This window comes from Cupriavidus pauculus (genome assembly GCF_008693385.1).
In the GTDB taxonomy this organism is placed as follows: Bacteria; Pseudomonadota; Gammaproteobacteria; order Burkholderiales; family Burkholderiaceae; genus Cupriavidus; species Cupriavidus pauculus_D.
In genome coordinates this window covers 108,679-129,188 of the sequence record NZ_CP044066.1, presented here as the reverse complement: position 1 = coordinate 129,188, position 20,510 = coordinate 108,679, and the positions used below count along the sequence as shown (strand labels likewise).

17 protein-coding genes and 1 pseudogene are annotated in these 20,510 nt (G+C 60.0%); 10 read left to right on the top strand and 8 right to left on the bottom strand.

The features are described 5' to 3' along the window. Window positions 1-73 precede the first annotated feature (73 nt). Window positions 74-985 carry a LysR family transcriptional regulator gene (locus tag FOB72_RS17610; protein ID WP_150374040.1) on the top strand — a complete coding sequence of 304 codons (912 nt, stop codon included), beginning with the start codon at window positions 74-76 and terminating at the stop codon, window positions 983-985. On the opposite strand, the gene FOB72_RS17605 is transcribed toward FOB72_RS17610, so the two are convergent. Continuing rightward, window positions 945-2,135 carry an MFS transporter gene (locus tag FOB72_RS17605; protein WP_150374039.1) on the bottom strand — a complete coding sequence of 397 codons (1,191 nt, stop codon included), beginning with the start codon at window positions 2,133-2,135 and terminating at the stop codon, window positions 945-947. The genes FOB72_RS17610 and FOB72_RS17605 overlap by 41 nt on opposite strands. A gap of 233 nt (window positions 2,136-2,368) precedes the next feature. Between FOB72_RS17605 and FOB72_RS17600 the strand changes: the two genes are divergently transcribed. Continuing rightward, window positions 2,369-3,235 carry an oxidoreductase gene (locus FOB72_RS17600; protein ID WP_150374038.1) on the top strand — a complete coding sequence of 289 codons (867 nt, stop codon included), beginning with the start codon at window positions 2,369-2,371 and terminating at the stop codon, window positions 3,233-3,235. 417 nt (window positions 3,236-3,652) lie between these two features. Here FOB72_RS17600 and FOB72_RS17595 read toward each other — a convergent pair whose 3' ends face one another. Continuing rightward, window positions 3,653-4,636, bottom strand: a complete 984-nt coding sequence (locus FOB72_RS17595) for an MBL fold metallo-hydrolase (RefSeq protein ID WP_223851558.1) — start codon at window positions 4,634-4,636, stop codon at window positions 3,653-3,655. A gap of 103 nt (window positions 4,637-4,739) precedes the next feature. Between FOB72_RS17595 and FOB72_RS17590 the strand changes: the two genes are divergently transcribed. Then, the gene (locus FOB72_RS17590; protein WP_150374037.1) at window positions 4,740-5,603 is read left to right on the top strand and encodes a LysR family transcriptional regulator; all 864 of its coding nucleotides are present in this window, start codon (window positions 4,740-4,742) and stop codon (window positions 5,601-5,603) included. Window positions 5,604-5,626: 23 nt separating this feature from the next. Here FOB72_RS17590 and FOB72_RS17585 read toward each other — a convergent pair whose 3' ends face one another. The 3 genes from FOB72_RS17585 to FOB72_RS17575 all read right to left on the bottom strand — a co-directional run bounded on the left by FOB72_RS17585 (window position 5,627) and on the right by FOB72_RS17575 (window position 9,936). Beyond that, window positions 5,627-6,256, bottom strand: a complete 630-nt coding sequence (locus FOB72_RS17585; RefSeq protein WP_150374036.1) for an HD domain-containing protein — start codon at window positions 6,254-6,256, stop codon at window positions 5,627-5,629. A 755-nt stretch (window positions 6,257-7,011) separates the two neighbouring features. After that, entirely contained in the window at window positions 7,012-8,931 is a 1,920-nt protein-coding gene (locus FOB72_RS17580) for a kelch motif-containing protein (protein ID WP_223851557.1), read from the bottom strand. A gap of 603 nt (window positions 8,932-9,534) precedes the next feature. Then, on the bottom strand, window positions 9,535-9,936 hold the full coding sequence (locus tag FOB72_RS17575) for a transcriptional regulator (RefSeq protein ID WP_191002266.1): 402 nt from the start codon (window positions 9,934-9,936) through the stop codon (window positions 9,535-9,537). A 638-nt stretch (window positions 9,937-10,574) separates the two neighbouring features. On the opposite strand from FOB72_RS17575, the gene istA reads away from it, so the two are divergent. From istA to FOB72_RS17550, 5 genes and pseudogenes are all read left to right on the top strand, one after another. After that, a complete protein-coding gene (gene istA / locus FOB72_RS17570; RefSeq protein WP_150374034.1) occupies window positions 10,575-11,603 on the top strand; it encodes an IS21 family transposase in 1,029 nt (342 codons plus the stop codon). 35 nt (window positions 11,604-11,638) lie between these two features. Next, window positions 11,639-12,427 carry an IS21-like element helper ATPase IstB gene (istB, locus tag FOB72_RS17565; RefSeq protein ID WP_223851556.1) on the top strand — a complete coding sequence of 263 codons (789 nt, stop codon included), beginning with the start codon at window positions 11,639-11,641 and terminating at the stop codon, window positions 12,425-12,427. Window positions 12,428-12,658: 231 nt separating this feature from the next. Continuing rightward, window positions 12,659-12,772, top strand: a pseudogene (locus FOB72_RS17560) (transposase); the annotation flags it as partial. Window positions 12,773-12,776: 4 nt separating this feature from the next. After that, window positions 12,777-13,046: a LysR substrate-binding domain-containing protein gene (locus tag FOB72_RS32980; RefSeq protein WP_150374033.1), complete on the top strand. Its 270-nt coding sequence runs from the start codon at window positions 12,777-12,779 to the stop codon at window positions 13,044-13,046. A 453-nt stretch (window positions 13,047-13,499) separates the two neighbouring features. Continuing rightward, window positions 13,500-13,784 (top strand): hypothetical protein, encoded by a 285-nt coding sequence (locus FOB72_RS17550; RefSeq protein ID WP_150374032.1) that lies wholly within the window; start codon window positions 13,500-13,502, stop codon window positions 13,782-13,784. Window positions 13,785-13,983: 199 nt separating this feature from the next. Here the strand turns inward: FOB72_RS17550 and FOB72_RS17545 are convergent, their stop codons facing one another. Beyond that, on the bottom strand, window positions 13,984-14,286 hold the full coding sequence (locus FOB72_RS17545) for a hypothetical protein (RefSeq protein ID WP_150374031.1): 303 nt from the start codon (window positions 14,284-14,286) through the stop codon (window positions 13,984-13,986). A 524-nt stretch (window positions 14,287-14,810) separates the two neighbouring features. Continuing rightward, the gene (locus FOB72_RS17540; RefSeq protein ID WP_150374030.1) at window positions 14,811-16,067 is read right to left on the bottom strand and encodes a glutamate carboxypeptidase; all 1,257 of its coding nucleotides are present in this window, start codon (window positions 16,065-16,067) and stop codon (window positions 14,811-14,813) included. 256 nt (window positions 16,068-16,323) lie between these two features. Between FOB72_RS17540 and FOB72_RS17535 the strand changes: the two genes are divergently transcribed. Together FOB72_RS17535 and FOB72_RS17530 are read left to right on the top strand one after the other, a co-directional pair. Continuing rightward, a complete protein-coding gene (locus FOB72_RS17535) occupies window positions 16,324-17,238 on the top strand; it encodes a LysR family transcriptional regulator (RefSeq protein WP_150374029.1) in 915 nt (304 codons plus the stop codon). A gap of 1,288 nt (window positions 17,239-18,526) precedes the next feature. Continuing rightward, window positions 18,527-19,132 carry a recombinase family protein gene (locus FOB72_RS17530; protein WP_191002265.1) on the top strand — a complete coding sequence of 202 codons (606 nt, stop codon included), beginning with the start codon at window positions 18,527-18,529 and terminating at the stop codon, window positions 19,130-19,132. Window positions 19,133-19,406: 274 nt separating this feature from the next. Here FOB72_RS17530 and FOB72_RS17525 read toward each other — a convergent pair whose 3' ends face one another. Further along, complete coding sequence (locus FOB72_RS17525; protein WP_150374027.1) at window positions 19,407-20,321, bottom strand: tyrosine-type recombinase/integrase; 915 nt, start codon at window positions 20,319-20,321, stop codon at window positions 19,407-19,409. Window positions 20,322-20,510: the final 189 nt, after the last annotated feature.

Sequence of the window (20,510 nt, the reverse complement as noted above, 5' to 3'; positions counted from 1 at the left end):
GAAGCGGCTTTGATTAGAATGGAATATATGGATTCTTTTTTCCACCTACGGAAAAATCAAAGGCGGAGACGATATGGCCGAGCAGACCGACTTGAACGACATCGCGGTGTTTGTCCGGGTGGTGCAATTGGAGAGTTTCAGCCGCGCCGCGCGGGCACTTGGCATGCCGGTTTCCACAGTCAGTCGCAAGGTGACGACCCTGGAAGAGCGCCTTGGCGTGACGCTGTTGCAGCGTACAACGCGCAAGCTCAATCTGACGGCCCAGGGGCGGGCGTATTTCGATCAGTGCAGCGAGCCGCTCAGCCACCTATACGATGCCGAGCGCGTGATTACCCAGACGCAGAACAGGCCGGAAGGGCTATTGCGCGTATCCGGTCCCGTGATGCTTGAGCAGGACCCGTTCTACAACTTCTTATCGGCGTTCCTGACGAGTTACCCCGGCATCCACGTCGATCTTCATTTCACCAATGAGTTTCTCGACCTGATCGCCGACAACATCGATATGGCGATCCGCTTCGGGGATTTGCGGGATTCGAGCCTGGTCGCGCAGCGGCTTGGCAGGAGTGTGCGGTATCTGGTCGCCTCGCCGGACTATGTCGCGCGGCACGACCTTCCAACGCGGCCCGAGCAGTTGAGCCAGTATCCGTGTGTGATGATCAACGGCCGCAACAACGAAGCGGATTGGCATCTCGTAAAGGGGCGGCGGGAGGTGACCGTCCGCGTCTCGGGCCCTGTGGCGGCCCATGATTTCCACATCGTCACGGCGTTTGCACTACGCGGACACGGCATCGCCTTGCTCCCATCCGGATACGCCGACACCCGCCTCACGACGGGTGACCTCGTGCGAGTCCTCCCGGATTGGTCGTCGCCGCAGGTCCACGTTCACGCGCTATATCCAACGCGGCGCTTCATGCCTTCCCGACTGAAGGCGTTTCTCGACGCGCTCAAAGCGTGGGACGGGCCGCTATGGCTGCCTTCACGCTGATCCGTGACTGGCGGCGGGCAACGATGACGATGACCGCGGCCACGCTCAATGCGAGGGCGCCAACGATCGCGCCGGCAGGACCGACATCCGACAGTCCCGCGGCGTCGATGACCTTGCCGCCGACCACTGCGCCCATGCCGATGCCCGCGTTGAACACCGACACATTCAGCGACGCTGTCAGATCCTGAAGCGCCGCCGGCGCGGAGCGCATCGCGCGGACGTGATTGGTCACGAAGCCGGCCGCATGTGCCGCGCCCCATATGGCGAGCGTGAGGGTTGTTGCCGCCACGCTCCCCAAGGCGCTGGGGAACATCGCCATGGCGGCGCCCGCAACCGCAATCGAGGCGATGGCCGCGCGAATCGGGCTGCCATCGACAAAGCGACCGGCGACCTCATTGCCGACGATACCGGCGACACCGAAACCCATCAGGATCCATCCCGCTGCTCCATCGGTGAAGTTGCCCAGACGCGTGAGGGTGTCGGCAAGGTAGGTGTACGACGTGAACATCGCCGTCAGCGCGAAGAACGACATCAGGAGGTTCACCAGAATGATGGGATGCGCGAGCACCTTCACAGGGGACACCGGATGCGCTTCGGCCTCGACGGTCATGCGAGGGAATAGCGTCCAGATGAGCACGGCCACCAGCGCGCAGATCGCTGCGCCGGTACCGAATGCCACGCGCCATCCGAACGCGTCCGCGAGAATCGTCGCGATGGGCGACCCGACGACGCTCGCGATGGACACACCTGAAAATACCGTCGCGATGGCGCGGCCCGCATGGTCTGGCCCGGCGATCCGCGCGGCCGTCGAAGTGGCCATACTCCAGAACACTGGCAGCGCAAGCGCGGAGACTATTCTTCCCGCGGCCAAGACGGCGTAGCTGGGAGCGAAGGCGGCGACCGCGGCGCCGACGGCGGTGACGGCGAGCACGCCCGTGAACAACAGGCGTCGTTCCAAGCCGCGTAGCCGCAAGGTCAGGAATGGGCCGGCGATAGCGACCGTGAAGGCGAACGCAGTCACCAGCAAGCCGACCTTTGGTATCGGCACGTCGAGGTCGCGAGCAATCAACGGGATGATGCCGATGATGTTGAATTCGTTGGTCAGCATCGCGAATGCGGCAGCGGCGAGAAGGGGAACGGCGAGTTTCATATCCACACCTATAGCGAAAGTTTGTTGAGGCGAACTATAGGAATGCGAGGCGCGAAGTAAAACGCAATATTTCCCACTCGAGCGACCCCGGCGACTGACATCTCCTCCCAACCGGCGCCACAGAACGATCTTCGGGATTTTTGCGTGGATGGAAAATAGATTCTCTATTTTTCCCGCTAGTTTCCTGTCACGCCGTGATCCATAGTTCGGCCAATCCAATCGAAGGAGTCCGAATGAATCCCCATCTCCCACAGTTCAAGCGAGTCTGGTTCGTGACTGGCGCCTCCCGTGGCTTGGGTGCGCTCATCGCCAAAGCCGCGCTGGCGGACGGGAACGCGGTAGTCGCCACCGGCCGCAATGTGAATGCCGTCATCGAACGCCTCGGCGACGCGCCGGCCTTGCTGACTCTCCCGCTCGACGTCACCGACGCACAGCAAGTCCACGCCGCCGTTGCCGCCGCGATCGACAAGTTCGGCCGCATCGACGTACTGGTCAACAATGCCGGCTTCGGATTGCTCGGCGCGGTCGAGGAGTCGAGCGATGCCGATGTCCGCCGCATCTTCGAGACCAACGTGTTCGGGCTGCTGAGCGTGACGCGCGCCGTGCTGCCCATCATGCGCCAGCAGCGGGCCGGTCACGTCATCAACCTCTCGTCGATCGTTGGCTATCAGGCCGCTGCGGGCGTGGGCGTGTATAGCGCAACGAAATTCGCCGTCGAGGGCATTACGGAAGCGATACATGCCGAGCTCAAGCCGCTCGGCATTCACGCAACCATGATCGAACCCGGTTTTTTTCGTACCGACTTCCTCGATCGCTCATCTGTTCTCATCGCGGAAGAGGTCATTGCCGACTATGCGGAGACGTCGGGCAAGCTGCGCGAACTCGCGCCCGTGATCAATCACCATCAACCTGGGGATCCGGCACGGCTTGCGGCCGCCGTCGTCAAACTGGTCGACGCTCCCGCAGTGCCACTGCGTCTGCCGCTGGGCACAGATACGCTGAAGGCGATTGGCGCGAAGAACGCGTATGTCACGACGGAGACGGAAGCGTGGAGGTCCTTGGCAGAGTCGACCGACTACCCGACGCCGTCCAACCCTTGAGGCAGCAGGTCAAGAGGCGCGGACCATACGGCCCTGACAGCGATCGAACCACTCTGCAACGAGGTGTCTGCTTCGTACTCCGTCCGCCGCTCGGCGATCGGCCTATTGGCCGAGATTCTGGCCAGTCAGAATTGAATTGAAAGCGTTGACTTCCACATTGATACTGGCGGCGTTGTCCCAATAGTAGTTCAACCGCCACTGGCTCTCACGGTAGCCACGGCGGTTCTTTTCTATTCAACGGGCGTGGCTGTTTGTACTCAGCGCCGCCAGCTGACGCAGATCAGCAAGAGGGGCATGTGCGCGGGGTACGGTCACATCGGTCAACGCGGCGATCGCGAGTACAGCAACGTGGAGCGCGTCACCAGCGTATTTGCCGGCGACTCGAGATCTCCAGATAGCGGCGAGCGCCGCGAAGGGTTAACTCCCGCGGGAATTCAGGCCTGCAAAAACCATCCGGGTAAACTGCTCGCCGTTGAAGACGAAATTTCCCCATTTGTCATCGAAGGCAGCTGTCGGTCGAGCAGCAACGATTTCGTCGATGGTCTTGCCCTGATGTTTTAGCGCTGCCACATTTGCGCGGACGGTGACGAGCATATCGCGGAATGCGATCAACTGAGCGCGAGTACCCACCGCGCCGTGACCGGGTACCACGATCGTGTGGTCCGTCGTCCGAGCGACGGCTTCGCTGGCCCATTTGATGGCGCCGTCGATGCTGCCACCGTCCTCGTTATCGATGTACGGATAGAAGCCGTTCCAGAAGGTATCGCCAAGCGCCAGAACATCGGCATCCTTGAAATAGACCCACAAGTCGCCGTCGGTATGGCCGTATCCGAAGTTCTCGACATCAATCGTGGTGCCTGCGAAGTCGAACTCCTTTCTGTCGTCAATCAATACGGTCGGGCGTGCCGCCGCGGGGACGGGATCGAAGGTCCAATTCCACGCGTTCACATGCGTCGTCTCGGTCAAGTGCCGCGCTGTATTCTCATGGGCAACAATAGTGGCCCCGGCTTCATGCATCCACGCATTGCCGTCGGTGTGGTCCCAATGCCAATGCGTGTTGACCACGTAACGGATCGGTGCGTCTCCTAGCCGATCGAGCGCGGCCCGAACCTTCTCATGCTTCTTGCTGATGCCAGCGTCAACGAGGAACTTGCCGTCTTCGCCCGTCAGGACGGTAATGTTGCCGCCGGAACCCATCAGGACGGTCACACCGCCGCGCAGCGGCTTCGCGACGATGTCTTCATCGGCACGGCGCAGATATCTGGCGCCGGCTCCGGTATGGAAGTAATCATCCGGTGCGGCGGCCGCGTACGCATGTGAAGCGCCAAATGCAAGCAGCACCAGTGCCCGTGCGGCGGATAGCTTCAATTCGGACATTTTGGTGGTATTCAGACGAGACATGAGGAACTTCCTTGCGGGAATGATGAATAGCAGTGAGCATACGGATCTCCGGACTGCGCGGATACTCCCCAGACTCGCAACCCATCCCCGCGAAAATGCACAGATGACCGATTGGGAAAGCATTCGTTACTTTCTGGCCGTTGCTCGCCTGGGAACGATGTCAGGTGCGGCACGACACCTCGAGGTAGATCACGCCACGATCAGTCGTCGTCTCGCTGCACTGGAGGCGAAAATCCACGCGCGCCTGATCGAACGGCTGCCCAGGGCTTGCAGCCTCACGCCGCTGGGCCAACGTGTATATGAACTCGCGCAGGCGATGGAAGAGGCCGCCGACGCAATCGAACGCCTCCTCGATGCGAGCCGTAGTCCACCCAGCGGCAAGGTAACGGTGAGCGCACCGCCCGCGCTGATGGCGAATTTCCTGCTAAAGCATCTTGCGGGTTTTCGGCATGAAAATCCCGGCATACAGCTTTCTGTCCGCGGCGAGGCGCGGCAGGTGTCTCTCAGCCGGCGGGAGGCGGATGTCGTCCTGAGAATGACGCGGCCGGATGAGCCGACGAGTGTCGTAAGAAAGCTAGGACGCGTGTCGTTTAGCTTGTACGCCAGCAAGGACTATGCACATCTGCACGATCCATCCGCATGGGAATTCATCGCCTACGACGCAGGATTTGCTGGCGTGCGGCAGCGCGCATGGCTAATGGGGGTTGCAAAGGGAAGGCCCATATCCTGCGAGATCAAGGATATCAACAACCACCTGATAGCAGCGCGAGCAGGCGCTGGTGTGGCGGGCCTACCGGACTTCCTTGCTGAGCGCGATATGACATTACAGCGCCTCTCGCACAACGGCGAAGCCTTCTTTCAGGACATCTGGATGGCGGTGCATCGAGACCTGCGCTATTCGCCGCAGATACGGGTGGTTATGGACTTCCTGCTAAGGACGTTTGCTGATCATCCGGCCGTCACTTGAGCGAGAAGGCTCACCTCAGGGGATCAGGTCTCCCAGCGGGAACTCAGGATGATGCGACACAGATCGACGCGCTGGAAGCCGGAATCCTTGTGCGCCAGGAAGTCGTCGTTGAACGTGCCGAAGGTGCTCGCCGGACGGTGCGCCATGCCTGCGTAAAACGCATCGATCATGCGCGCGCCGAAGCCGTCGCCTCGCGGGTAAGCAGACACTACTGCATTGCGCTGCGCATCGGTGAAGTCGTCGTAGCCGCGCCCTGCCACATCCATGCCAGCGCCGGCCTGCACAAGTGCGATTTCGGGATGCAGATGCTCGGGAATGCCGGGCGTGGTGTGAAGCGCGATGGCCAGCCATACCCGCTCGACGTCCGCTTCCGCGATGCCATGGCTACGCAGGAAATCGCGTGCTGCGTGAGCACCATCGACTTCGAAGCGCAACTCGCTGTCGCGATATTGGTCGGTGAGACCGATGTCATGGAACATCGCCGCGATGTAAAGCATCTCGAGATCGAAGCTCTGCGCGCGGCGCCGGCCGATCATGGCGCCCCAGAGGTAGACGCGCACCGAGTGAGCAAACAGCATCTCGCTTTCGGTATCGCGGATCAGTTGGGTCGCGGCACGAGCAAGAGCGCTGTCGGGGATATCGATGACGGACATGGTCGCAACAGCTTATCATCGGGCGAACAAATTGGAGCGTAGGGCGGCACGTCTGAATCCGACATATCGTACAGAATCGGACGCTCGCGTGTGCCTTGCGAACAGCGACCTCTGCATACCGCCGACTCCGATGCCAAGAATCAGTTGCGCAACGAGTCTCCGATATGCCGTCGATCATCGTATGCTGGTACGGGCATACCTCTCGTCGCACCTATCAACACACAAGGTGTAGATCAGGCGGACGACCCCTCCCAAAACCGGCAGCGCGGCGCGTGGGAGTTCCGCGGTCTCATGAGCGAGCTGATAGTTTGGCCAACACTCAACAGACACCTCAGTCCTTGTCGCCTTCATTCGGGGGCCGAGAGTTGGGGCGGTACTGTTGCGGCGTTACGCCAAAACGTCTTTCCGCCGCTTTTGGCCGGCAAGCGACCGTTTGCCAGGAGAACTTCGCAAAGTGGCGGCCATTCGCAGACGCGGACCCTTCGCCGCCGTCCATTGGGAACAGGCAGATTGCCGACTGCAGCGGGGAACAGGCACACTTTGCTTCGTCATCAACCGAATCTTCACATAGCGCCCGTTGTTATCGGCTGCGAAAGTCGAGTTGGATTTGCAGGCGTAACTTCCGGATCGCACTGCAATGAACGCACAGGCGTGCGGCACCCTGCATAACCGAGGAGCGACCAAATCCGAATACCTAGTGGCGGGGACAGCGTAAGCACGCTGCCCTCGCCAGCACTGGACTCTCGATACTCCAACTAAGGCTGGAAGCGCTCGACGGTGGGCACTTCGCCACTGCCGCTGAATCCGCTGATCATAAGCACGGTGCCGTCGGCAAGCAGTACAGCTTGGGCCGCGTTCCGGCCGGTAGCCATTGGGGCGCCGACGGTCCAAGTATTGGTATCGGGGTTGTAGATTTCGGTCGACGTTGTACGAATGCCACCGGCCGTGGTGCCGCCCGCTACAAGTACGCGCCCGTCTGCGAGCGTTGTGATCGTTGGTATCGACCGTTGTAATAGCATCGTGCTGGTAGTCCAGGTGGATGCGGACGGTGTGTAGCGCTGGGCATTGATAGAGCCGTCGGTCGAGGCAAGGAAGGTCCCATCGGCAAGTCGAGTTGCTACGGTCACGTTGCCAGATATAGGGAATGCCTCGGTCGTCGTACCGCTATCGTCGACTGCGACTCGCTCGGCATTTGCAATAAAGCCGAGTCCGTTCACTCCACCCATCAGCAAAACGTTGCCATCCGGCAGGAGGCCCGCCGCATGCTGTCCGCGTGGGACAGCCAATGCCGTTGTCATCGGCGTCCACGCATTGGTGGCTGGATCGAAAAGGTCCATGCTGTTTCGAAAGGTCACGCTGCCGCTCAGAGCAAAGCCGCCTGCGACTAGCACCTTGCCGTTTTGCAGCAGCGTGGCGGTATGGTTCTCTCGCGCCTCGCTCATGTTGCCAGCCGGCGTCCAGACGCCGGTAGCCGGATCGTAGGTTTCGGCGCTGTCGATGGCCACCGGAAAGGTGGCCTCACCGCCCGCAACCAGCACGCGGCCGTCGGGCAGCAGCGTCGCTGTGTGCCCACTGCGCGCGGATTGCATTGTGCCGGTAAGCTGCCAGGTATTGGTTGCGGGGTCAAAGAGTTCCGCCCGGGCGGTAATGCCACTGGCGCCAAATCCGCCAGCGACCAGCACGCGGCCGTCGTTCAGGCGGGTGGCTGTGAAGTAATGCACAGGCACAAGGAGTGGCGCGGCTGTGCTCCAGGTGCCCCGCGAGGTCACAGTGATTCGCACCTGTGCCTGCACGCTGCCGGCAGCGTTACTGCCGGTAATGGTGTAGACAACCGACGATTGGACTGCCGCAGGCGTACCGCTAATGACCCCCGTAGTCGCGTTGAGGCTCAGGCCGGAAGGTAGCGCTGGTGAGACGCTGAATGTGGCAATCGGGCCGCCAGTCGCCATGGGCGCGTTCGGCGTAATCGGTTCGGTCGTGACGTAGAGGGCAGACAGCGTGGAAAACGTCAGGCCGGTGGGGGCGAGGACGCTGGCCTGCACAGTAATCTGCAGCTGTGCCGTGGTGCTTCCTGCCGCGTTGCTTCCGGTTACAGTGTAGATCGCCTCCGGCGTGATAGCGGTTGGCGTGCCGGTGATTACGCCGGACTGGGGGTCAAGCGAAAGACCGGCCGGAAGCGCCGGCGTGACGCTGTAGGACGTGATCGGGCCACCGCTACTCGTGGGTGTGTTGGCGGTGATGGCGACGCCGATCGAGTAGGTGACTGTCGCTTCGCGATAGGTCAGCGTCGCCGGAACGGCTGCGATGCTGCGCACTTCGATCTCTACGCGTGCGGTGGCGCTGCCGGTCGCGTTGTGCGCCGTGACCATATAGACGGTCGGCACACTCGCGATAATGGGTGTGCCGCTGATGACGCCGGTGACCGGATCGATCAAGAGGCCGGCTGGCAGTGCGGGCGTGATCGTATAGTGGTCGACTGCGCCACCACTTGCGGTTGGGCGATTCGCCACAATCGCAGCGCCGACCTGATAGGTAGACGAGGTCATGCTGTAGGTCAGCCCGGAGGGGGACTGAAGCCCCGCATCGTCATTGCCGCAGCCGGACAGCACGTAGGTGAGTAGCAACGCCAATAGCACCCAGAGTATCGTGCGGTGCCTTTGGAGCTTCGCAAGCAACCGGCGTTTGCGGTGGGTGGCGGGGAATAAGGCGAAGTGGCGAGCGCAAGCGCCAGGGGGAAAGTGGCAAGACATGGACCGTACCCGAGGTTATAGATATGTACCGTCCTGCCGCGTTCAGCGAGGTCGGTGGCGTCCAATCTGGGTCGCCTGCGCGCGATTCTAGCGCACTAAAGATCACCGCCCTGTTCGAGGGGCGAGTCGCTGCCAATAAACGCGGAACTGAAGCGGTGAAGCGCGCAGGCGATTCCTCTTGTAACCCTAATAATATTGGTCGATCCGCACTGTTGAGCAAACACGCATGCGTTCGATGAGAATGGTGCTCACTTGCGTCGGTTCAATCTGCGACTACGGCATAAGCGCATCCGCGCCCAAAAATCCGACATGCCATAAGTTACTTATAAATCTCTTGAATTCAGTGTTTCTCGCAGAGACTCTTCGTGCCTGGCGCTCAGTGGTAATCTGGGGGAGGCGAGGGGCGACCTTCAGCGACGAGGGTGAAGGTAGGCTGCACAATCTCACTGGCCGAGTGTCATGCCCTGAGAGGTTTGCGCTGAGCAGAGTCGCAGTCCTGACTTAAAGTTGCTGCCCGGACATACATCCCTATATCGAAATTTCAAACATGGTGATGGGGTCCACGATTCTTGGTCGCACGCTGGAGGTGGCCTGTTGAAAACTGGCGGGTACTTCGTACTGGACGACGGGCGCAATGAACCGATATCCGCGTCCCACTATGGTCGAGATCAGCCGCGGCTCGTTGTTCTGGTCACCTAGAGCACGTCGCAGGGCGGCAACATGCACCTTCAGATTGCTTGGTTCGACCACCGTCGCTTGCCAAACTTCTTGGAGCAGGTAAGCGGCGCTAACGATCTCTCCCGGTCGTTGCACCAGTGCTAGGAGGATCGAGAATGCGCGCCCTCCAACTTTAACTGGCTGGCCGGCGCGAAGCAGAAGTTGACGCGCGGGGATAAGCTGACAATTGTCGAACACGTAGAATGCGCTCATGGCAAGACTCGTCTCCAATCGACAGTAAGCGGGCGCCCTGGTCTCATCTCCGCGCATCGCTCTCGCCTTAGATAACGGGTGCCGGGGGTTCACACGTGAGGTGCACGTAGTGCCTTACGATATACTTTTATGTGATTCGACAGAAGTTAAATGAGGTAAATCGCGGTAAAGATCGGGCTGCGGCGCCGATAAGTAGGCGCCCCCTAAAAGGGTAATGGGTAGGGAGTCGTGGCAGACCGGCTATTTCTCTACGGCAGTCTGCTGCCACTTGATGCTAGCTGCTCGCGAACGCCTGATTCTGTGGCCCGCACGGGAAGCGTGATGACCGATCTGGGAGCAATACAGGCACGTGCTGGCACGGCGTTTATTGCGGAACACTCAAGGTTTAAGGTGACGGTTGAACCCTTCTGCTAGTGGCGGAGGCACTAGCTGGCGCAAGCTGTTTTGGGGTCTTTCAGCGGACCACCGGCGTCGCCCCGAATATCCACAGCTCGCGGCTACGAGTGCTGATTGAGCGAGTAATTATCGCGCTTCTACCGGCTAAGTGTGGGTGGCGGACGTAAATTGCATGGTATTGGCGGACGAATTTTGCACGGTCGTGCAAGGTGGAAGCTTCACGAGAGAGTGTGGAGCCGGCCATGTACGGGAGGGAACAACGCGTGCTATTGCGTCACTACCTGGAGCAAGGGCTGCCCAAGGCTGAGATCGCCCGGCAACTGGGCGTGAGCCTTCGCACGCTTTACTACTGGATCGATTCCGGCGAGCTAGATCGAGGCCAGGATCATGCCCCCGTGCGCTACAGCCCGCGGCCGCAGGTGTCGCACAAGATCGATCGCTTCGGCGGCATCATCACAGCGAGACTGGCGGAGTATCCAAGGCTGAGCGCCACGCGCTTGTTCGAGGAGATCCGCGCGGCCGGCTACGAGGGGGGCTATACGCAGGTCAAGGAGTTCGTGCGCAAGGCTCGTCCTGGCGCAGTGCCGGAGCCGGTCGTGCGCTTCGAGACGCCCGCAGGCCGCCAGGCTCAAGTCGACTTCGCCGAATTCCGCTTGCCGTGGGGTCGGCGCTACGCCTTGCTCGTCGTGCTGAGCTACTCGCGCCGCCTTTGGCTGCAGTTCTATCCGCGTCAGAGCATGGAGGTTCTGATGCGCGGCCTGGAGCAGGCATTCGCCTTTTTCGGCGGTGTGCCTGTCGAGCTGTTGTTCGACCAGATGAAGGCCGTGGTGGTGGAAGACCAACGTCCCAATGGCGGGAAGGTGCTCGAGAACGCAGAGTTCGCGCGCTTCGCCGGACACTGGGGCTTCCGCATCCGTGCATGTCGTCCGTACCGCGCTCAGACGAAGGGCAAGGTCGAACGACCGATTGGCTACGTTCGCCAGAGCTTCTTCTATGGCCGATCGTTCCTCAATGATGCCGACCTGAACACACAAGCGATGTCATGGGTCACCCAGAAGGCCAATCGACGTATTCATCGGACCACGGGAGAGGCGCCAGACGCTCGATTTCTGCGAGGTGAACTTGCCACGCTGCAGCCGTTGGCGCGAACGGCGTATCGCAGTGTTGTCGCCATACCGGACACGGGACGCGCCAAGCTGCCGCCGTCTTTGCCGCAAGTAGAGCGTCGCCCGCTGAGTGTTTATCGCAATCTGACGGGAGGCTTTCGATGAACAATGCACGCTCCCCGCGGGAATCAATTCGGAGCATGCTGGCAGACCTCAAGATGCCCGGCGCGCTGGAAGCGGCGGATCAGATTCTCAGCGAAGTCGATGGTGGCCAGCTCACTGCCTCGGAAGCTATCCAACGCCTGCTCGGCGCTCAGATCACGCTACGTAACAATCGCCGGCTTCAGGCAGCAATGCGTTCTTCCCGGCTACCTGCAATAAAGACGCTGGAGGGCTTCGATTTCGCCTTCCAGCCCTCAATCAAGCGCGAGCAGATCGAGAGCCTGCATGAGCTTGGTTTCGTAGAACGCAAGGAGAACGTTGTCCTCCTCGGCCCTCCAGGCGTAGGCAAGAGCCATCTCGCGATCAGCCTTGCCATCGCCGCCGCGCAGCGCGGTCGCCGCGTGTACTACGGCACACTGATCGATCTGATCGCGTCTCTCGAAGAGGCTCAAGCTGCCGGCCAGCTAATGCGCCGACTCGCCGTGCTCTCCCACCCTGCAGTTCTGGTTGTCGACGAGATCGGCTATCTACCTATCACTCACGCGGGTGCAGTCCTCTTCTTCCAGCTCATGAACCGGCGTTACGAGCGAGCATCGACAGTGCTGACGTCGAACAAAGGATTCGAAGAATGGGGCTCTGTGTTCGGAGACGAAGTCATGGCAGCGGCGCTCATTGATCGAGTCCTTCATCACTGCCATTTGGTGAACATCCGCGGCAACAGCTATCGCATGCGTGAACACGCCGAGCATCTTCGTGCGCTGCGCGACGACCTATTGGACCCTCCAGATTCAGATCGTCGCGCCCGACGAACGAGATCTATGACGTGACCCGACTCGGCCATGCAATTTTCGTCCGCCATATTCATGCAACATTCGATTGGCGTTGACACTAAGACGGCAACGCAGCACACGGGGAAGCTCGCCTCAGTTCGTATGCCACTATTTCCCCTCCATCAGCCAGCCGACTGGATCAGCCCCTGAATCGCCGGACATGGTCTCTACCTTAAAATAGCGGGTAGGCATACGACTGTGTTTAGACCTAATAGCAAGCAGGAAGTGATGGAAGTATTGACGGGGCCGGAGCGTCGGCGGCGGTGGTCGGCGGAGGAAAAGGCGGCGAGGGTTCGAGAGAGCCTGGAGCCGGGCAAGACCGTATCGATGGTGGCTCGCCAGCGCGATGCGCGGTCACGGCATTGCATGCGTTCCGGATTTTGCCGTGCGGCTCCATATCGCTCAGGGATCGCTTGTCGAGCTTCTCTCAGGTAACTTCAATCAAGGTGGTTCGCTGTCTCTTTTGTGGCCGGCAACCCGCCATCCCCTGCCAAAGGTGCGGGCCTTCGTCAATTTTCGTTTCGGCAAGGCTGACAAGCGAGCTTTCCGAGCTCACCACGCCCCGCTTCCATGGCGAGGACGACAACCCTGCAACTTTGAGCCCGGAATGAGATAGCGAAGTCAGAGCGAGATGCAAATATCCAGAAAAGTCACTCGTCGCGCGCGGAAGACGCGATGATTTGCCCTCCGACAGGAAGCCACACGACGCAACGGGCGGGCAAGTAAGCGCCGAGAGCTCCGTGGCGCTCCAAGCGCTGGCCAGACTCAGGAGAGCCGCTCTCGTTTCCTAGCGGTCGCCATCGATTAGGGTTTCTCCTTCGTCGATGCGGGGTGCGCTTATCGGCGTGTTGGGCATGATTAGCAGATCGTAGCGCGCACGCGCGCCGGCCGGCGGTTTGTCACGCTTCAGTCTGCTCCGCCATCTCAAGGGCGTCGTCAAGCTCAATTCCGAGGTAACAGAGGCCGCGGCAACATTCCACCATCCCTTCATCCCACTTCGGATGGGCTGACTTGAGTCGCTTTCACGCCGATAACTACACAGGCGCCGCCCTGTTCAAGGCTCATCATCATGTCTCAGATTTTTATCACTGCCGACGAGGCAGAGAAGCTCATCCCGCGCAGGCCAAAGGTTCACACGTTCATCCGCATGTTTGGCTGGTTGGGAGGGCACGTTGAGCGCGAGAAGCTGTTGGCGGCATTCGATGCCGCGGAGACCGTGGCCGTCTCGCAAGACGCAGCCTGCTTCGATCATTACCTAGCGATAAAGATCGATGGCATGGTCACGTACGTCGAGACCAACGTTAGGGCGCTGGCCAGATTTGGCCTCTTGCCACCGCAGCGTAAGCTTAGCTGATCAGCCGGCAGGATGACGGTTCGCGTTTGCCCGGAGGGCCCCTGGCGGCATCCAACGGATTATTCGGACTGTTAGTCGTCTCGTTAGGCGAGTGCGATGCCGATCAGGTTGTGCAACTCGCCTGAGCCTTCGCCCGTCGATGGGCCTGGCGCATACCTAGCTGCGGGCGTGGCCTGACAGGACTATCAGCGGGTTCCGGCTAAGGTTTCTCGCGTCGCAGCAGATCCCTAGCGTCCTGCTCCCTCGCCTCGACCATCGGTGCTTCCTTGAAGGCACGCACCACACCGTAGATATCGAGCGCGCAATATCCCTTCTGCAAGACTTCTGCGAGTACTAGCGGTGGAAAAATCCCCGGCATCGGAGTGTCCGGGGTAAGTTCGGTCACGCATTCGGAGTACGGTTGGCCTAACCAATAGCGCACCACCGGCGGGCACGCTAATAGATCCTTGCCAGCAGGCAAAATCAGCGCGCGGCTTTGATTGCGAAGCAGAACGATGTTCATGTCAGCGGGAGTCTAGGGGCTGCATAGGGCAGCGAAACAGACGCAGCGGACGCGGTGCGGTCGGATTTTCACATTAGGAAATTCTCCGGATCAGTCAAGTTTGTGCTTTGTGAGCTTCTGGCCTCTTAAACGAGTATAAAAATGCTTTAAGAGGCATTTTTGGTTGCGCATTGAGTATCGGGCCGCCTCGATGCGCTCGTCCATTCGCCAAGGCGACCCGTCAGCTCTTGCGATCGGATACTGATGGTCGATTGGTATAGCGCGGGAATGATCGTAGCCAAAAAGAGCTTTGGTACCCGTGGGCGAGCGAACGGGCCCTGATTCATGAAAAGGGACTCAACAAGGTCACCACGGTCGCACTACGCCGAGCGCTGCAGGACCTCGCCGGAAAGCCCGCGAAACACGGGTAGGTATATGTAACCACGAGTTGGCATCAGTGCCCCTATTTCTGGCCTTTTGGAACCCCTTGATTGCGCCCATTGCCTGTATCTGGTAGCTATCCGTTAAATGGGGCAGCTCCATACTCAGCGGCCGCGGCTGAGGTCCATCAGCATGCGCGTGCTCAGATAAAGGCGACGCGGGATCGCATCGATCAGCACGTATTCCGCCGACGAGGTGTGATAACCGAAGCCGGGCAGTCCCATGCTCTCGACGACTGGTTTTCCTGAGAGCGCTGCGTAAGCGGCGTCCGTGCCGCCACCGGTGCGGGTATCGGATACGGTCAGCGTATAGCCCAGCTCCTGATAGATGGCTGCCGCCTTGCTGGCGAGGAACTTGCCGCCATCGTTGGCGTTGAATGCCGGACGTCCGGGCGTGATGCTGACCTCCACCGTGGCAGCCGCTAGGCGCTTGCGTTGCGCCCGCTCGGAAAGCATTGACTGGATTGCGTCGAGGTCTTCGTTCCGTCCATAGCGGACGTCGGCGTTCAGTGTAGCGGAATCAGGAATCGCATTCGATGCGCTGCCCGCCTTGGCCAGCGTCCAGTTGAAGCGCATCTCCTTGGCTTTGTCGTCGATGTCCTGCGTGCGCAGAATCAGATCGGCCGCTTCCGTCAGCGCGTTGACACCGAGTTCTGGGGCGACGCCGGCGTGGGCCGCCTTGCCCGTGATTTTGGCTTCGACGTAAGCAATACCCGAGGTGGCCAGGCCGATGCCTTCCGTTTCGCCGCTGGGCTCATGCGAAATGACATAGTCGGCCCCGGCCGCCAGCTGTTGAATGAGATCGCGCGAACCGAAGGAGCCCTTCTCTTCGTCGGTGTTGAACATGACGACGATCTCGCCATACTCGCTGAAGCCGCGCGCCTTGAGAATAGCGAGCGAATTGAGGATAACCGCGATGCCGCCTTTGTCGTCCGCGATGCCTGGTCCGTAGGCGCGATTGCCGTCAACGCGAAACGGTGCCTTCGCGAGATAGCCGCGCGGGTATACCGTGTCCATATGCGCGATCATCAGGATTCTGACCGAGCCCGTGCCCTTGAGCCGTCCAACGATGTTCTCGCCGACGACACCGGCAGCAGCCTGCTGGCGACTGACCGTCGCGCCGAGTCCCGCCAACTGCTGGGCGAGATAGTCAGCCATTTGCGGCATGCCAACGGGGTCGCCTGTACCGGTTTCGATATTGACCAACTGCTCCAGCATCTGCATAAGGGCCGGTTGTTGTGCTCTGGAGGCGCTGTCGAGCGCGCTGTCATAGGTGGGGCTGGCCGCATTGCTATCGGAACACCCGGACGAGACTGCTATGGCAGCAGCCAAGGCCAGCGCGCAGAGAACCAAACGTTTCATGACTTCTCCTCTTGATGAATACGGGGTGTCTGCAAGCGATCGACCGGTAAGCGCGGACACCTGGAATGCGTTGCTGTCGGCCACAGGGGCGCGGTAGTATCTCGCTCGCGTTTCACACGTTGTAACGCCGTTGATACAAAGACGTCATGCTATGAAAATAACTAGCAGGCGAGTACGCATAAATCCGGATGTGGATAACGATGCGTTATAGCGTCGCGAGCGCGTGATCGTCGCCCCTACCTAGAGCCGTGTAGACATGAAGTTGCACCATTTGCGGGCCCTCACCGCCATCGCCGAACAAGGCAGCATCAATGCGGCCGCGCGAACCCTGTGCGTGAGTCAGCCTGCCGTCACGCGTACCATGCGCGAGCTGGAATCCGAAGTTGGGGTGTCATTGATCACTCGCAACTCGTGGGGGGTATCGATTACCGACGAGGGCCGCCGACTGCTGACGCGCGCGCGTCTGATCGTGCATGAGTTCGAGCGCGCCGAGGCAGATATGGCGGAGTTGCGCGGCGTGGTGGGCGGACAATTGCGCATCGGTCTATCGCCGCTAGCTGGTGCTACGCTAATTGCGGAGGCGTTTGTGCCGTTTCGCTCGGCTATGCCTGAGGTGGCCGTCGAGTTCCGCGAGTGGAACCTGCCGAAGTTGCTCGACAACCTTCGCAATAGCCGCCTGGACTTCGCTTTGGCGGCGATACCGGGCGCACCGCCGGCCGATGCCTTCGTGACCTGCGAGCCGCTGTTATCGTTTCCGACCGCCTTCGCGACGCGCCGGGGCAGCCGTCATGCCAGCGCGACCAGCTTCGCCGAGCTGCAGGATGCCGAATGGCTGCACGCCGATGGTACGGAACAGTTTCCGCGCTATCTCGAAGCGGCGTTCGCGCGCTATGGCCTGCCGCCGCCCCGCCGCATCACGCGTTGCACCTCGAACCTGCTGACGAGCAAGTTGCTGCTCAACGTTGACACCGTGATGGCGCTGACGCGGCACGTGCTGATTCTCGACCCCGACTCTCAGTTGGTCCAATTGAATCTGCCGGAGGACCCACCCACGCTGCAGATGGCTTTGCTGCAACGTGAAGGCGCGATCCTGAGCGCACCGTCCGACTACTTCATCCACTGCGTCCGGCAAGCCGCGTTCCGGCACCGGGACGCCACGCTGCCGGCGTGATGGCTGTGACCTGCCTTATCAAGCTAGGCGGCTCCGCGGGAGCGTTGCATGCCCGTCGCCCGGTAGATCGGTAGACCGTTGCCACGAATAGCGCGGGGTACTGATAGCACGAGCCGTGATTAACATACGGAGACAGAACCGATCCTCAGCAGCCTATGGCCTTGGCCTTAAGAGACATCCTTGCCAGCTGCTTGTTGATCAGTCGTATGTACATCATGGCTCGTATTCGCATGTTCTCGGCGGTGGTGACCGCGCGGGGTAGGGCGTCTTTGAGCACTGCGGCGCTGAGTTTTAGACTTCTGATCTGCACGTCCCTGGCCAGTCATCCCAGCACGACAACTGGAATCGGATCTGGCATGTTTCTTCGCGACGCTATGAGAGATTAGTTCGGTCACATCGTTTGATTGGAGCGCAACGAGGGCCAACCATCGGGGGTTCTTACTTGGCTGCTCGAGGTTCCAGCACATCGCGGCGGCCGCCTAGGCTTGCTTGCAATGTAAGAGTCGTGGGATAGAACCAGAGTCCAGCGACTGGGCGTTACAAGTCTGCGCAGTTCCGGGGACGGATCAGGTGCAAGGTTCCTCGGATGGATCCGTAGCACCGAAAGACGAGGGGCACGAACCATGCGTCGATTAGGAGTGCACTAAATTCAAGATGACTGGGAATTAGTTGGATGGAGTCCGCGAGAAAGGAGGAAATGCGTCAGGTGATGTTAGAGAGGGACATATGGCCTGTTGATATACATATATCCGTGGCTTCGGCGAGGCATGTGCACTCAAATTTTTCCTGCTTGGACTTAAGCCACGACAACGCGTGAAGCCGCAACCTCTGCGGCGGTTGATGTAGCGCGTCCTACAGCTCGATCGCACCTACTGGCACGTATTATTGGTTCACATCGAGAATCGATTGAATGGGTTTATTCCTAATGCGCTGGCTTGGCGATAACAATCGCACAGCAACGGCGATTTGGGATCCGTGTTGAAGCTATGCGTTCCCGCCGCCGCCCGTAGGCGGGGTGGCCGACTTCAGAATTTTTCGCGTCTTCTCTTGCTGATCCCTACGCAAGGAGTATGAGTTTCGGCGCGGTCTTCCCCTCACGTTGATCAACAACGCTTCTTGGGACCCTGCGGTCCACTCCCGTCTACTTGGTAGCAGCAAGGACCTTCCTAATCGATTGACATGAGGTCATCTGCGCCCCCTGCAAGGAGGGCCCACTCCTGTAGCATGCGAGATACGCAAGATAGTATGATTCAGAGAGCGGGCCATGCATGGTCCGCTCGGAGATCCCATGAGTGCGAACTACTTCTACACAAATGGTGCCGCCACCCTCGAGGAATTCGAGGAGGAGATCCGTGCGTTCGACGCGGCGGGCATCGTGGTAGATCTGCGGCGTGCGTGGTGTGAGCGTGAGTCTCAATCGCGCTCCGCACTCGAAAGGCCCGGAATGCAAAGTATGCTGCGGCGCATTCGCGCAGGCGACACCATTTTCACGCTGAAGTTGGCGAGTCTTGGGCGCAATGTCCGGGACGTGCTGGAGACACTTGAACGTTTTAAGGCACTTGGTGCGAGCGCCCAATGTATAGAGCTGGGTGGTGGCGATCTCCTGACATCTGCTTGTTCGCCGGCCATGCTTACATTGGCGGCAGTCAGTCAACTTGACTACCAGACTCGCAGCTTGCGCATGAAGGAGAGCGCCACGGCATCTACGGAGCTTGGACGTCGCCTCGGCCGCAAGCCCACCCTCTCTGCCTCGGCGCGTACCGATATCCTCGCATCGCTTCGAACAGGCGCATCTGTTACCGAGATCGCTCGATCGTTCTGCGTATCTCGGCAGACGATCATGCGTATCAGGGATGAGAAACTGACCGATACCGTTGAGTCCCAGCGACGGTAAGTAAGAACTCTTGACCCGCAAAAAAAAGCCCGTCCGAAGACGGGCAACCGATTTAGACTGGATAAACCCTCCAAAAGCGGGAGGGGCACTTGAGTCTATGTGCAAACGGGGACCCGTCCACTGTCCACAATGTCAGCTTAAAGTACCGTTGTTCAGTACTCACTTACGGCTCACCGTAGTGCGACGACTGACGTTACGTCTAACCCAAACGGGTATTTGCGCGCAGGTCAAGCGCTGCAGCAGCGCCGCCTTTTCCTTGAGACGCATCTGACGACTAATCGCTTCGTGGTCTAGGAAGTGTTGCGCAAATCCTATCGACCGTACGGCGACTGGTCAGCCCCAACCGCAGCGAGACTTCCGGGGGTGCAAGGCCTTCTGAAAGCAGCCGTCGGCTGTACGTGTTTCGAAGAATCTGTGGCCCCATTTCCGCCGCCGTGTGGCCGATACTGACGAAAGCCGTGCGGATAATATTCCCCAAACTCATGTCAGTGACGGGGGTACCCAGTTGCCGAAGAGTAAATAGGAGTTCGCCTTGAACTGCCAGCCTCCCGCGAATTTTCAGCCACCGTGAGAGGGGGGCGATGGCAAACGGCTCGACGGGCACAGTTCGAGCAATGCGGGGCCGCTTCGCGGGTATGTGCAAATAGGGCGAACGCCCACGAAGATGCAAGTCATGCATGAGGGCATGCCGGCCTTCTCGTGCCGTCACGCCGGTACCGAGAAACATTGCCACGATCGCGCGACATCGAGTTGCCACAAGGTCATCGCCTGCGACCGGCTGCGTAAAGGCCTGCAGTCGCAGTTCGACGTCCTTGGGCAGGAAATGCAGCGGCGGGTCGTCCTGCGGCCACTGCATGCGCAGAACCAGTTCTGCGGCAGGGTTGCTCGTGCGCACGCCGGCAAGCATCAACTGCCGGCACAGACGGTCTACCAGCTTGAGATAACGCATGCGCGTGGACAAGCTGTGGTCCGCGACATCTTTGTTTAGCCAGAACCCGTCCAGAAGCTCGGGGCCAAAGCTGGATAGTGTTGCTCCATGCCGCAAAAGGTGACGGTAAAACCGATCAAACATTGCACGATGTTGGACGATTGAACGCTCCGAGAATGGTCGCCGATCCGCGCCGGCGGCTTCACGGTGCTGCCAGTCAGAATAAGCGCGGCCTGGATCGGTTAGCCACAAACTATCCATGTAGCGAGGGTCCTGAGGGGTGCTGGCTCTGGAGGAAGCCGCTTTCTCGCAGGTCGTAGTTTTATGGATAAATTTATATACTGAAAGCGCCTCCTACACAAGCCCACGCGTCTTCGACGCGCCTCGGCTGCCAATGACGGGCGTACGCTTCGTCAAAGGGCCCGTACGAAGTAGTCAGCAGTGAACAAT